This window comes from Streptomyces sp. NBC_00285 (assembly GCF_036174265.1).
Classification (GTDB): Bacteria; Actinomycetota; Actinomycetes; order Streptomycetales; family Streptomycetaceae; genus Streptomyces.
The window spans coordinates 3,933,222-3,946,548 of the sequence record NZ_CP108055.1 but is presented as its reverse complement, the minus strand read 5'-3'; the positions used below and the strand labels follow the sequence as shown (position 1 = coordinate 3,946,548).

The following is a 13,327-nucleotide window of genomic DNA, read 5'->3' as shown; positions in this document are numbered from 1 at the left end:
CGGAGGTTGGCGGATCACGTTCACAGGTTCGCCGTATATGACACATACACACACTGAGAGGGGGCGGCAGCCACAGTGACCAACATCCCCGAGACCGGACGGACCCCACGGGTCCAGATCCGACTCGTCGTCATCCAGATCCTCGTGCTGTCCCTCCTCGGCACCCTCGGCGGACGCCTCTGGTACCTCCAGATCCGCGAGGGCGACGCGTACGCCAAGGAGGCGTCGGGCAACCACGTCCAGCAGGTCGTCGAACCCGCCGTGCGCGGCTCGATACTGGACGCCCGCGGAGTGCCGCTCGCCGACAACGAGACCCGGCTGGTGGTCTCCGCCTCCCGCACCGACCTGCTGAAGATGAAGGACGACGGCAAGGCCGTCCTCACCAAGCTGGCCAAGGTCCTCGGCATGACCCCCGCGGAGGTCACGCAGAAGGTCCGGCTGTGCGACGCGAAGACGCCCCAGCCCTGCTGGAACGGCTCGCCCTACCAGCCGATCCCCATCACCGACGAGGCCACCGCCAAGCAGGCTCTGCAGATCCGTGAGCGCTCCGAGGACTTCCCCGGCATCACCGCCGAACCCGAGGCCGTGCGCCGCTACGCCGCCCCCGGCAAGTCCAACAGCGCCCAGGTCCTCGGCTACCTCTCGCCCGTCACCGACGACGAGATCACCAAGGCCCAGGACACCGACTCGCCCTACCTGCGCTCCGACCAGGTCGGCCGCTCCGGCCTGGAGCGCCAGTACGACAAGGAACTGCGCGGCAAGGCGGGCGTCACCCGCTACGAGGTCGACAACCTCGGCCGCGTCATCGGCGAGGCGAAGGCGGACGAGGCCCAGCCCGGCGCCAACCTGGTCACCAGCATCGACGCCCGTGTCCAGCGCGTCGCCGAGTTCGAGCTGAACCAGGCGATGAAGACCGCCCGCCAGCAGTTCGACAAGATCACCGGCGAGAACTACAAAGCCGACTCGGGCGCCGTCGTCGTGATGGAGGCCAAGACCGGCCGGGTCGTCGCCATGGCGTCGGCGCCGACGTACGACCCGAACGTCTGGGTCGGCGGAATCTCCGCCAAGGACTACAAGAAGCTCACCGGCAAGAACTCCGACTACCCGCTGCTCAACAGGGCCATACAGGGTCAGTCCGCGCCCGGTTCGACGTTCAAGGTGGTCTCCACGGCCGCCGCGGTCGAGGCCGGCTACGAGTGGGACGGCGGCTACCCCTGCACCAGCTCGTACTCGGTCGGCGGCCAGGTCTTCAAGAACTTCGAGGGCGAGAGCTTCGGCCCCATCTCGCTGGGCCGTGCCCTCGAGGTCTCCTGCGACACCGTCTTCTACGGCCTCGCCGACCGAGAGTGGAAGAGGGACGGCGGCATCAACCCCAAGAAGGGCGAGCCGAAGGACTACTTCTACAAGGCCGCCCACCAGTTCGGCCTCGGCAAGGAGACCGGCATCGACCTCCCCAACGAGGTCACCGGCCGCGTCCCCGACCGCCAGTGGAAGGAGTCGTACTGGAAGGCCAACAAGGACGCATGGTGCAGGACCGGCAAGAAGGACGGCACCTACGTCGAGAAGATCGCGTACGAGAACTGCCTCGAAGGCAACAAGATGCGCGAGGGTGACTCCATCAACTACTCCATCGGTCAGGGCGACACCCTCGTCACCCCGATCCAGGAGGCCAGGATCTACGGGGCGCTCGCCAACGGCGGGACCCTGTACGAGCCGAGCATCGGCAAGGCGATCATCAGCGCCGACGGCAAGACCGTCCAGGAGATCAAGCCCAAGGCGACCGGCAGACTTCCGATCAGCCAGGCCACCATCAAGGGCATGGACGCCGCCCTGGAAGGCGTCGTCACCCGCGGTACGGCCGCCTGGAAGTTCGGCGGCTGGCCGCAGGACAAGATCCCGCTGCACGCCAAGACCGGCACCGCCGAGGTCTACGGCAAGCAGACCACGTCCTGGCTGGCCACGTACTCCAAGGACTACACGGTCGTCATGACGATCGCCCAGGCCGGTACCGGCTCCGGCGCCTCGGGTGAGGCCGTGCGCCACATCTACAACGCCATGTACGGCGTCTCGGCCGACGGCACGATCGACAAGAAGAACGCGCTCCTGCCGACTCCGCAGACGAGCCTGCCGAAGATCCAGACCGACGGGACCATCAAGTCCCCGAAGATCGCCAAGGACCCGGCCAAGGACCAGCGGGCGAGCCAGGAGGCCACGCCCGAGCCGGACGGGACACAGCAGGGCGCGACCGTGAACACGCCCACCAACGGGAACCGCGACACCCGCAGGCGCCGCCGCGGGCGGGGAAGCCGGAGGATGCTCACATGACCGGGGCGAACAGCTTCCAGGTCTCCGGATACGGCCCCGCGCGCGCGGGCTGGACCCGGCTGCTGGCCCGCGACTCGCTCGCCCGCCGGCTGGACTGGCCGATACTGTTCTCGGCCCTCGCCCTGTCCATGATCGGATCGATCCTCGTCTTCTCGGCGACCCGCAACCGCACCGAGATCAACCAGGGCGACCCGTACTACTTCCTGCTGCGCCACCTCATGAACACCGGCATCGGGTTCGGCCTGATGATCGGCGTGGTGTGGGTCGGCCACCGCACCCTGCGCACCGCGGTGCCCCTGCTCTACGGAGCCTCGGTGCTCCTGCTCCTGATGGTGCTCACCCCGCTGGGCTCCACGGTCAACGGCGCCCACTCCTGGATCGTGCTCGGCGGCGGCTTCTCGCTCCAGCCCTCGGAGTTCGTGAAGATCACGATCATCCTGGGCATGGCGATGCTGCTGTCGGCCCGGGTCGACGCGGGCGACAAGCCCTACCCCGACCACCGCACGGTGCTCCAGGCGCTCGGCCTGGCCGCCGTACCCATGCTGGTCGTGATGCTCATGCCGGACCTCGGGTCGGTCATGGTCATGGTCATCATCGTGCTCGGTGTGCTGCTCGCCTCCGGCGCCTCCAACCGCTGGGTCTTCGGCCTGCTCGCCGCCGGCGCGACCGGCGCGATCGCGGTCTGGCAGCTGCACATCCTGGACGAGTACCAGATCGCCCGCTTCGCCGCCTTCGCCAATCCCAGCCTCGACCCGGCGGGCGTCGGCTACAACACCAACCAGGCCCGGATCGCCATCGGTTCGGGCGGACTGACGGGTGCCGGCCTCTTCCACGGTTCGCAGACCACGGGCCAGTTCGTGCCGGAACAGCAGACCGACTTCGTCTTCACCGTCGCCGGTGAGGAGCTGGGCTTCCTCGGCGCGGGCCTGATCATCGTCCTGCTCGGGGTCGTCCTGTGGCGGGCCTGCCGGATCGCCCGCGAGACGACCGAGCTGTACGGCACGATCGTCGCCGCCGGGATCGTCGCGTGGTTCGCCTTCCAGGCCTTCGAGAACATCGGCATGACCCTCGGGATCATGCCGGTCACCGGACTGCCGCTGCCCTTCGTGTCGTACGGCGGATCGTCGATGTTCGCGGTGTGGGTGGCGATCGGGCTGCTGCAGTCGATCAGAGTGGAGAGGCCGATGTCCGCGTAGGCCAGATGGGCCGTGAGGCCGGGTGAACCGGCGGGTGGGCGGCGCCGTCGGGGTGAGCCGGGCGGCGGTGGCCCTCTGCCGTAACAGCCGCCCGGCCACTAGATTCGGGTCATGGCGGACACAAAGCGGGAGATCGAGCGGAAGTACGAGTCCCACGAGAGCGGCCTGCCCGACCTCACGGGAGTCGCCGGCGTCGAGGCGGTCGTGGACAAGGGCGTGGCGCATCTGGACGCCACCTACTACGACACCGTCGACGAACGCCTCATCACATCCTCGATCACCCTGCGCCGCCGCACCGGCGGATCCGACGCGGGCTGGCACCTGAAGTTCCCCGTCGCCCCCGGCGTACGCGACGAGATCCAGGCGCCGATGTCCGACACCCTTCCCGACGAGCTCTCCGCTCTGGTGCGCTCCCGGGTCCGGGAGAGCGAGGTCCTGCCCGTGGTCCGCCTGCGTTCGGACCGTGACGTGCGCCACCTCCTCGACGCGCAGGGCAGGATCCTCGCCGAGGTCAGCGTGGACGCGGTGCACGCCGAGCGGCTCAGCGGCGGCGCCGGCGACGCCCAGTGGACCGAGATCGAGGTGGAGCTCGCCGACGGCGGCGACCCCGCCTTTCTCGACAAGGTGGAGAAACGGTTGCGCAAGGCGGGCGTACGGCCCTCCGCGTCGTCCTCGAAACTGGCCCGGGCCCTCGCGGAGACGGCACCCAAGAAGAAGCGCCCCGTCACCGGGGACCCCGTGACCGCGGGCGACCACGTCCTCGCGTATGTCCGCGCCCAGCGGGACGCGATCGTCGAGCTCGACCCGGCCGTCCGCCGGGACGTCGAGGACTCCGTGCACAGCATGCGCGTCGCCACCCGCCGACTGCGCAGCACCCTCAAGTCGTACGACACCGTCCTCGACCGGGCCGTCACCGACCCGATCGGCGACGAACTGAAATGGCTGGCCGGCGAACTGGGCGTGGACCGCGACCGCGAGGTGCTGACCGAACGCCTCACAGCCGCCCTCGACGAGGTTCCCCCGGCACTGGTCTCGGGTTCCGTCGCCCAGCGGCTGGCCATGTGGGCCGGTGACCGGCCCGGCGGGGCCAGTGCGCGGCTGATCGGTGTCCTGGACTCCCGCCGCTACCTCGCCCTGCTCGACACCATGGACGCGCTGATCGCCGACCCGCCCCTGCTGAAGGCGGCCGCGAAGAAGCCGGAGACGGTGCTGACCAAGGCGGTGAAGAAGAGCTTCGGGAAGGTCACCGGCCTCGTCGAACAGGCCCTGGAGCTCGACCCCGGCAGCGACCGGGACATCGCGATCCACGAGGCCCGCAAGAAGACCAAGCGCACCCGCTACGCGGCGGAGACGGCCCACCCCGCCCTCGGCAAGCCCGCCAAGGACCTCGTCAAGTCCATGAAGTCGCTGCAGACCCTCCTGGGCGAGCACCAGGACAGCGTCATGGCCCGGCAGACCCTGCGTGAGCTGTCCGCGGTCGCCCACGCGTCGGGCGAGAGCGCCTTCACGTACGGGCTGCTCTACGGGCGCGAGGAGCAGCGGGCGGCGGCCGTGGAGACCGAGCTGCCCGGCTTCTGGGACGGCATCAAGGACGGGGCGCAGGCACTGTGACCTTCCGGGCGTTCGAGGGGTGGCCGCCACCGCGTTAGGCTGGGTGGTCATCCCTGTCAGTTCAGTCCAGCCCACGAAGGTGTGCGAGATGCCTGCCGAAGTCGCTGCGGCCGCGGAGTCTGTGTTCCCGCAGCTAGAAGCTCTGCTCCCGCATGTGCAGAAGCCGATCCAGTACGTCGGCGGAGAGCTCAACTCCACCGTCAAGCCGTGGGAGTCCTGCGACGTCCGCTGGGCGCTGATGTACCCGGACGCCTACGAGGTGGGTCTGCCCAACCAGGGCGTCATGATCCTGTACGAGGTGCTGAACGAGCAGGAGGGCGTCCTCGCCGAGCGCACGTACAGCGTGTGGCCGGACCTGGAGGCGTTGATGCGGGAGCACGACGTCCCGCAGTTCACGGTGGACAGCCACCGCCCGGTCGGCGCCTTCGACGTGTTCGGCCTGTCCTTCTCCACGGAGCTGGGCTACACGAACATGCTGACGGCGCTGGACCTGGCGGGCATTCCCCTGGAGTCCCGCGAGCGCGGGCTGGACGACCCGATCGTGCTGGCCGGCGGCCACGCGGCCTTCAACCCCGAGCCGATCGCCGACTTCATCGACGCGGCGGTCATCGGCGACGGCGAGCAGGCCGTCCTCGACATGACGAAGATCATCCGTGCCTGGAAGGCGGAGGGCCGGCCGGGCGGCCGCGAGGAGGTCCTCCTTCGCCTGGCCCGTACCGGCGGGGTGTACATCCCGGCGTTCTACGACGTGGAGTACCTCCCGGACGGCCGTATCGCGCGCGTGGTCCCCAACAGGTCGGGCGTCCCGTGGCGGGTGTCCAAGCACACGGTCATGGACCTGGACGAGTGGCCCTACCCCAAGCAGCCCCTCGTCCCCCTGGCCGAGACAGTCCACGAGCGGATGTCGGTCGAGATCTTCCGCGGCTGCACCCGCGGCTGCCGCTTCTGCCAGGCCGGCATGATCACCCGCCCGGTCCGTGAACGCTCGATCACGGGCATCGGCGACATGGTGGAGAAGGGCCTGAAGGCGACCGGCTTCGAGGAGGTGGGCCTTCTCTCGCTCTCCTCGGCGGACCACTCGGAGATCGGCGACATCGCCAAGGGCCTGGCCGACAGGTACGAAGAGGACAAGATCGGCCTCTCGCTCCCCTCCACCCGCGTGGACGCGTTCAACGTGGACCTGGCGAACGAACTGACCCGCAACGGCCGCCGCTCCGGCCTGACCTTCGCCCCCGAGGGCGGCTCGGAGCGCTTGCGCAAGGTCATCAACAAGATGGTCTCGGAAGAGGACCTGATCAGGACGGTCTCCACCGCCTACGGCAACGGCTGGCGCCAGGTGAAGCTGTACTTCATGTGCGGCCTGCCGACCGAGACCGACGAGGACGTCCTGCAGATCGCCGACATGGCGATGAACGTGATCGCCGAGGGCCGCAAGGCCTCCGGCCAGAACGACATCCGCTGCACCGTCTCGATCGGCGGCTTCGTCCCCAAGCCCCACACCCCCTTCCAGTGGGCCCCGCAGCTCTCCGCGCAGGAGACCGACGCCCGCCTGGAGAAGCTCCGCAACAAGATCCGCGGCGACAAGAAGTACGGCCGCTCGATCGGCTTCCGCTACCACGACGGCAAGCCCGGCATCGTGGAAGGCCTCCTCTCCCGGGGCGACCGCCGCATCGGCGCCGTCATCCGCGCCGTCTACGAGGACGGCGGCCGCTTCGACGGCTGGCGCGAGCACTTCTCCTACGACCGCTGGATGGCCTGCGCCGACAAGACGCTGCCCGCCTTCGGCGTGGACGTCGACTGGTACACGACCCGCGAGAAGACGTACGAGGAAGTCCTCCCCTGGGACCACCTGGACTCGGGGCTGGACAAGGACTGGCTCTGGGAGGACTGGCAGGACGCCCTCGACGAGACGGAGGTCGAGGACTGCCGGTGGACACCTTGCTTCGACTGCGGGGTGTGTCCTCAGCTCGACACGCACATTCAGATCGGGCCGACGGGCAAGACCTTGTTGCCGTTGACAGTGAAGAACGCGGCGCCGGCCTCCGGTGGGCATGTGCACTGAGGTGCCGGGGCGTTGAGCGGGTGCTGAGGGGTGGGGGTTGACCCTCGACCTTGTTCAGGGGCCAGGGTGCTGGGTGTGGAGAACGACATGCGCAGCATTGGGGAGACAGCCCGCGACAGCGGCCTGGGCGTGAGCGCCCTGCGGTTCTACGACCGTGCCGGTGTGCTGGTTCCGGCCTGGGTGGATCCGGTGAGCGGATACCGCTGGTACGAGCAGGGGCAGTTGGAGGAGGCGCGTCTGCTGGCCCGGCTGCGTCGCGGCGGGATGCCGTTGGCGGACATCCGGCTGGTGCTGGCCAGTTGGTCCGGCGCGGACACCGATCTGATCCGGAAACTGCTCACGGCACACCTGAGCCGTCTCGAACAGGGACTGTCCGATGCCCGCATCGAGTTCTCCGCGCTCCGTGCCCTGCTCGATCACCGGGAGAACTCCGTGACTTCGCTCCGTACCGCCACCGTCCGGCTGTCCATCGCCGCGCCCGCGCTCGCTGCCGCCCTGGACGCGGTCCGCTTCGCGGTGAGCACCGATCCGGAGCTGCCGATGCTCGGCGGGGTCCTGTTCGACGTCGAGGGCGAGAGCCTCCACGTCGTGGCCACCGACCGGTACCGCATGGCTGTGGCGCGGGCCGAGGCCGCCGGGTACGACGGAAGCCGCGTGCAGGTCATCGTGCCCACTCCGCTCGTCGATGCGATGCGGGCGCTGTCGGACAGCGGGGGACCCGTGCGGCTGTCGGTCGACGGTGACCGCGTGACTCTGGAGGCGGGGGACGGGCAGGCGGCCGGTCAGTGCCTCGACCACGACTTCCCCGACTACCGTCGTCTCCTGCCCGTGGCCGGCGGGCGCCGCGCCCTGGTCGAGGTGGCGGCCTTCCGCGCGGCCCTGGAGACCGGTCCTGTCCGTGCGGGCGAGGCCGGAGCGCATGACCTCAGCGTGCTCAGGGTGCAGGACGGCTCCACGGTGATCCTGTGCGCCGACGGTGACGACGACCCGGACCGCGTCGCGGTCAACCGTGAGTTCCTCCTGGACGCGCTGGCCGCCGGAGCCGGGGACCGACTGCTGCTGGAGCTGGGTGCCCCCACGGTTCCGGTCGTGATCCGTCGGCCCGACGACGAAGGCACCTTCTCGATGCTGATGCCGGTCAGGCTGGAGGACTGACGGTCCGCCCCCGTGGCTCAGTGCGCGCCGCCGGAGTCCGGGCCGTAGAGCGCGGCGATGTCCTTGGAACCGGCCCAGCGGCTGTAGGTGGGGGACTGGGGCCAGCCTTCGGGTGAGTCCTGCCATTCCTCCTGGCGGCCGTAGGGGAGCAGGTCGATCAGGGCGAAGGTGTGGCTGAGTTGTTCGGTGCCCCGGCCGTCGGTGTGCCAGGTGCGGTAGACGGCGTCGCCGTCGCGCAGGAAGACGTTGACCGCGAATCCGGCGTCGGGCGGTGCGCCGACGTCGGCCCCGAACGAGCTGTTCGCGGTCGAGTACCACGGCATCCGGTTGCCCACCCGCTGCTTGTAGGCGAGGGCTTCCTCGATCGGGCCCTGGGTGACGACGACGAATCGGGCGTCGTAGTTGTCGAGGAACTCCAGGCGGGTGTACTGCGAGGTGAACCCCGTGCAGCCCGGGCACTGCCATTCCTTGCCGGCGAACCACATGTGGTTGTAGACGATCTGTTGCCGCTTGCCTTCGAAAACGTCCGCCAGCCTGACGGGGCCGTTCTCGCTCTCCAGCGTGTAGTCGGGCATCTCGACCATCGGCAGGTGGCGACGCTCGGCGGCGATGGCGTCGAGTTCGCGCGTCGCGGCCTTCTCCCGGGCTCGTAGCGTCCGGAGCCGCTGCTCCCACGTCCCGGCGTCGACGACAGGTGGTAGGGCGTGTGTGGTCATGGGTCCCCTCACGGCGTTCGTGCACGGTTTGGCTTGTCGGGAGGGTGACTCCGCCGGGCACCGGAACTCATCGGTCGGCGGCCGGCGAGGGTGCGTTCAGCGGGGTCCAGGGACCCGGGCAGTTCGGGCTGGCCGGGCTGGCGTTGGCCTCCGTGCAGATGGTCTCGTGGACCAGGCCCGTCGTGGTGATGATGTCGATCTTGATGCCGGCCAGATCCTGGTTGCCCTGGCTGTGCTCGTTGACGGACGAGGGTGCTCAGGTCGGTCCACCTCATGGTGTGGACTGCGTTGGGGCGGACGTCGCGGATGCCCGCGTACGTGATGCCGTTGCTGACCGCGCCCCGGACCTCGTACACCTGCTGGTCCTGGAAGCCGTCGATGTCGACGCAGGGGGGCGAGGAGGTGTACTGCTCGCTGCTACGACCGGCCGGCCGCGATGGACGCGTTCTCACGTGCCTGGGACGCACGTCCGGGGCGGCTCGAAGCCTGCTACGAGCCGGCCGCGGGAGTCCGCCTGCGGGGCCGACATCACACCGCGCACGCGCTGCTCGGTCAGGTCGTCGGGCGGCCGGAGCCGGACGATCTGCTGTTCACCCGGTCCTGGGTGTACCGGTGGGGGGCTGCTCTTCGAGTTCTCCATCAGGCCGCCGTGCGGGCGTGCGGGCGTGCGACCGGCTGCCGGCACTGCCGGAACTGCCCGAGGCCATCCGCGGCCAGACCGTGATCAACCGGCAGTTCTCCGCCCCGCGTGTGCCGAGGCCTTCGTCCCCCGCACGGAGGCCGAAGGCGGGCAGGGGCCGGAAAGAAGTAGCGGGGGTGCCACAGTTCCACAGGCGCTGTGGCACCCCCTCCGGCGACTTGTTACCTGCTACTTGCTCACGGCGAAGCGCATCAGGGCCAGTTGGTCCCCCTGCTTGATCTTGCCGGTCACGTTGATGACTTCGAGCTTCCAGGTGCTGCCCACCCGCACCGCCTTGGCCACGGCGCAGCCGTTGTCCGTGGTGAGCATGCTCGGCCAGATGTCGGCGACCTGCTGCGTGCTGCCGCCGGTGGCGTCGTAGACCTTGAAGCTGATGTTGCGGGCCTTCTGGAATGAGCTGCCCTTCTTGTAGGCGGCGGCGACGAAGACGACCGACGTGATGTGCGGCGGGAGCTTCGCGAACTCGACGGTGACCGTCTCGTCGTCGCCGTCCCCATGGCCGGTCTGGTTGTCGCCGCTGTGCAGCAGGGAGCCGTTGCCGATGGGGTCGAGAGAGTCGAGGCCCGCCAGGCGTACCGGGTCGCCGTCGTGCATGGCGATGGCGATCAGGTCGAGGTCCGTGCCGCTCTTGCGCCGGAGCTTGCCCAGTACTCCGCCGCTGGCACCCGCGGTGGGGTCCCAGGAGGCCCCTATGGACAGATGGGTCACGCCGTCCAGGTCGGCGGGGCCGTCTTCCTTCGTAAGGGTAATCATGGGGACATACTGCACGGGCTTTCGCCGAGGTCCCAGAACGGGCCCGCCGTGACGGCCGGAGCTTCCCGAGGAGACGCCGCCAACAGGACTTCGTCGGGGGTGTGTTGTCGTCGAGGAGGACGGCCGGGATGCGCCTGCCACGAACCCGTCGTACTGGCTCACGTCCCTTCGCGTACGGCACTGATCGAAGGGCCGCTCACGGGGGTGTGCCGGGCAAACCCGGTGGCCGGGCGGTGTCCGGCCTCGCCATGATGGAGTGATGCCGCAGCTGACCTCGCCCGACGTCCGGTTCCACGCCTCCCTTCTCGACGCGGTGCAGGAGTGCGTCGAGGAGGGCCGGGACCCGGCGGTGCTGCTGGGCCATGAGATCGGGCGGCACGCGACGACGTGGCGCGAGCCGGCGGGATTCGCGGCCTACGTGGACATGCTGCTCGCGGAGACGGAACGGCCCCGCCGGCCGGACTGGGTGCCGATGACGAACCTCTGGTACGTCCAGGACGACACCTTCCTCGGCAGCCTCTCGGTACGGCACCGGCTCGACCCGTACCTGCTCGACTTCGGCGGCCACATCGGATACGCGGTCCGCCCCGGTGCCCGGCGGCGGGGGCACGCCACGGCCATGCTCGGGGCCGCCCTGCCGGTCTGCCGTCAACTGGGCATCGACCGCGCCCTGGTCACGTGCGACACCACCAACACGGCTTCTCGTAAGGTGATCGAGGCCAATGGCGGAGTATTCGAGGACCGGCGCGGCGGAAAGCTGCGGTACTGGATCCGTACGGGGAACTGAGGCGTCTACGTCGTTATGGACCTGGAGAAGCAGTCCGCGCAGCAGGCGCCCTCGCCGGAGGGGTGCCTGACCGTCGCGATTCGCATCCCCGTGCGCATCGTCGTGCTCGTACTGGTCGTGCCCGTGCGGCTGATGTGGGACGCGCTCATGGTGGTCGGGCGGTTCCTGCGGGACAGCGTGCTGCGGCCGCTGTGGCGGGCCCTGGTCGTCTGGCCGTGCGTGGCCCTGTGGCGGTACGCCGTCGTGCCCCTCGCCAAGGCGCTGGGATGGCTCGGCAAGGTACTCCTCGTGATCCCCCTGGTGTGGCTGTACCGCTATGTGCTGACGCCGGTCGGACATGGCACCGTCTGGGTCGCGCGGGGCTTCGCAGCCGGGGTGGGGTGGCTGTACCGCCACGTGCTGACGCCGGTCGGGCACGGCATCGCCTGGGTCGCGCGGGGTATCGGGGCCATGTTGGCGTGGTCCGCGGGGAGCTTCGCAGCCGGGGTGGGGTGGCTGTACGCGCGTGTGCTCGCTCCGGTCGGACACGGCGTCGGCTGGCTCCTCAAGGGTGTCGGCGCCGTGCTCCTCTGGATCTTCACGCCCGTCGGGCGGGCGATCGCCTGGTGCGTCGGAGGGCTCGTGTGGTTGGCGGGCGCGATCGTCAACGGGTTCGGCGTCGCCCTGTACTGGACCGCCCGGATCCTGCTCGTGCTGCCCGCCGTCGCCCTGTGGCGCTGGGTCCTGGCGCCCACCGGACGCGTGCTCGCCGTCATCGGCCGGGAGGTCTGGGACGCGCTCGGGCACGCCTGGCGTATCGCCGGGCACATCTCGCTCGCCGTCGGCCGGTTCCTCGGGACACTCTTCCGGTGGATCTTCGTCGAGCCGGTGCGCTGGGTGTACCTCACGGTGCTGACGCCGGTCGGCCACATGGTCCGTGACCTGGTGCTGCGCCCCGTCGCCGAGGCCGCCCGCAGTGTGGGCCGGATCACCAGGGCCGCGCTCGCCTTCGCCCGCGAGTCCGTCCGCCAGACCCGGGCCGACATCCGGCGGATCCTCTTCGGCGAGACCCGTGAGCGTGAGGCCGTGGCCCGACGGGAACCGTCGGGCGTCGACACACGTACTCTTGGTAGTAGTACGACCGCACTCACGAAGGACTGAGCGACACTGGGCAAGCGACAGCCCGAAGGCCCGCCGCCCGCACCGGCGGTGCAGCGCATCCGACTGCGCTACACCAAGCGCGGCCGCCTCCGGTTCACCAGCCACCGTGACTTCCAGCGCGCCTTCGAGCGAGCACTGCGCCGAGCCGAGGTGCCCATGGCGTACTCGGCGGGGTTCACGCCGCATCCGAAGGTGTCGTACGCCAATGCCGCACCCACCGGCACGGGCAGTGAGGCGGAGTATCTGGAGATCGCGCTCACCAACGCGCGCGACCCGGAGAAGCTCCGGCTCCTCCTCGACGAGTCCATGCCCACCGGGCTCGACATCGTCGACGCGGTCGAGGTCCGGACCTCGGGACTCGCCGACCGGCTCACCGCTTCCGTGTGGGAGCTCAGGCTGGACGGCGTGGACCCGGCAGAGGCCGGGCGCGCGGTCGCCGCGTTCAACGCCGCCGAGGCGGTCGAGGTCCAGCGGACGACCAAGAACGGCCTTCGTACGTTCGATGCCCGACCCGCGGTCGTGCAACTTGAAACACACAGTGAATCTGCTGATAGGCCGAGCGACCAGCCCTGTGCGATACTGCGGCTGGTTGTTCGGCACGTGACGCCTGCCGTTCGACCCGACGACGTTCTGTCCGGTCTCCGCGCCGTGGCCGACCTGGCGCCGCCGGTCCCCGCAGCGGTGACCAGGCTGGCGCAGGGGCTGCTCGATGAAGAGACCGGCACGGTGACCGACCCGCTCGCGCCCGACCGCGAGGCAGTCGAGGCCCTTTCAACGGCCGAACCGACTGCCACCGCGAAGGTGTCGGCGTAAGGAAGGTCCCGCGAAGGACGGGCGTCGTAGCGCAGCCCTTGGACTCGGGAGCCACCTGGGTCGGGCAGC

The 13,327-nt window shown here is 69.6% G+C and carries 10 protein-coding genes; 8 read left to right on the top strand and 2 right to left on the bottom strand.

All coding sequences use genetic code 11. The features are described from left to right. Positions 1-75: 75 nt before the first annotated feature. From mrdA to OHT57_RS18230, 5 genes are all read left to right on the top strand, one after another. Entirely contained in the window at positions 76-2,325 is a 2,250-nt protein-coding gene (gene mrdA, locus OHT57_RS18250; RefSeq protein WP_328747487.1) for a penicillin-binding protein 2, read from the top strand. Further along, on the top strand, positions 2,322-3,521 hold the full coding sequence (gene rodA / locus OHT57_RS18245) for a rod shape-determining protein RodA (RefSeq protein ID WP_328747486.1): 1,200 nt from the start codon (positions 2,322-2,324) through the stop codon (positions 3,519-3,521). The genes mrdA and rodA overlap by 4 nt, the downstream gene beginning before the upstream one ends. Positions 3,522-3,632: 111 nt before the next feature. After that, entirely contained in the window at positions 3,633-5,132 is a 1,500-nt protein-coding gene (locus OHT57_RS18240) for a CYTH and CHAD domain-containing protein (protein ID WP_328747485.1), read from the top strand. Between the two features lie 88 nt (positions 5,133-5,220). Continuing rightward, entirely contained in the window at positions 5,221-7,194 is a 1,974-nt protein-coding gene (locus OHT57_RS18235) for a TIGR03960 family B12-binding radical SAM protein (RefSeq protein WP_328747484.1), read from the top strand. Between the two features lie 87 nt (positions 7,195-7,281). Beyond that, positions 7,282-8,349 (top strand): DNA polymerase III subunit beta family protein, encoded by a 1,068-nt coding sequence (locus OHT57_RS18230; protein ID WP_328747483.1) that lies wholly within the window; start codon positions 7,282-7,284, stop codon positions 8,347-8,349. Positions 8,350-8,366: 17 nt separating this feature from the next. Here the strand turns inward: OHT57_RS18230 and OHT57_RS18225 are convergent, their stop codons facing one another. Both OHT57_RS18225 and OHT57_RS18220 read right to left on the bottom strand, forming a co-directional pair. Then, the gene (locus OHT57_RS18225) at positions 8,367-9,065 is read right to left on the bottom strand and encodes a DUF899 domain-containing protein (RefSeq protein WP_328747482.1); all 699 of its coding nucleotides are present in this window, start codon (positions 9,063-9,065) and stop codon (positions 8,367-8,369) included. 868 nt (positions 9,066-9,933) lie between these two features. Then, on the bottom strand, positions 9,934-10,518 hold the full coding sequence (locus OHT57_RS18220; RefSeq protein WP_328747481.1) for a TerD family protein: 585 nt from the start codon (positions 10,516-10,518) through the stop codon (positions 9,934-9,936). Between the two features lie 259 nt (positions 10,519-10,777). Here OHT57_RS18220 and OHT57_RS18215 point away from each other — a divergent pair, with 259 nt between their 5' ends. From OHT57_RS18215 to OHT57_RS18205, 3 genes are read left to right on the top strand one after another with little or no spacing between them, the layout of a single operon-like run. Then, positions 10,778-11,305 (top strand): GNAT family N-acetyltransferase, encoded by a 528-nt coding sequence (locus OHT57_RS18215; RefSeq protein WP_328747480.1) that lies wholly within the window; start codon positions 10,778-10,780, stop codon positions 11,303-11,305. Between the two features lie 15 nt (positions 11,306-11,320). Further along, positions 11,321-12,445 (top strand): hypothetical protein, encoded by a 1,125-nt coding sequence (locus tag OHT57_RS18210; protein ID WP_328747479.1) that lies wholly within the window; start codon positions 11,321-11,323, stop codon positions 12,443-12,445. Between the two features lie 48 nt (positions 12,446-12,493). Further along, positions 12,494-13,258 (top strand): TIGR03936 family radical SAM-associated protein, encoded by a 765-nt coding sequence (locus OHT57_RS18205; RefSeq protein WP_328747478.1) that lies wholly within the window; start codon positions 12,494-12,496, stop codon positions 13,256-13,258. The last annotated feature ends 69 nt before the right edge of the window (positions 13,259-13,327 follow it).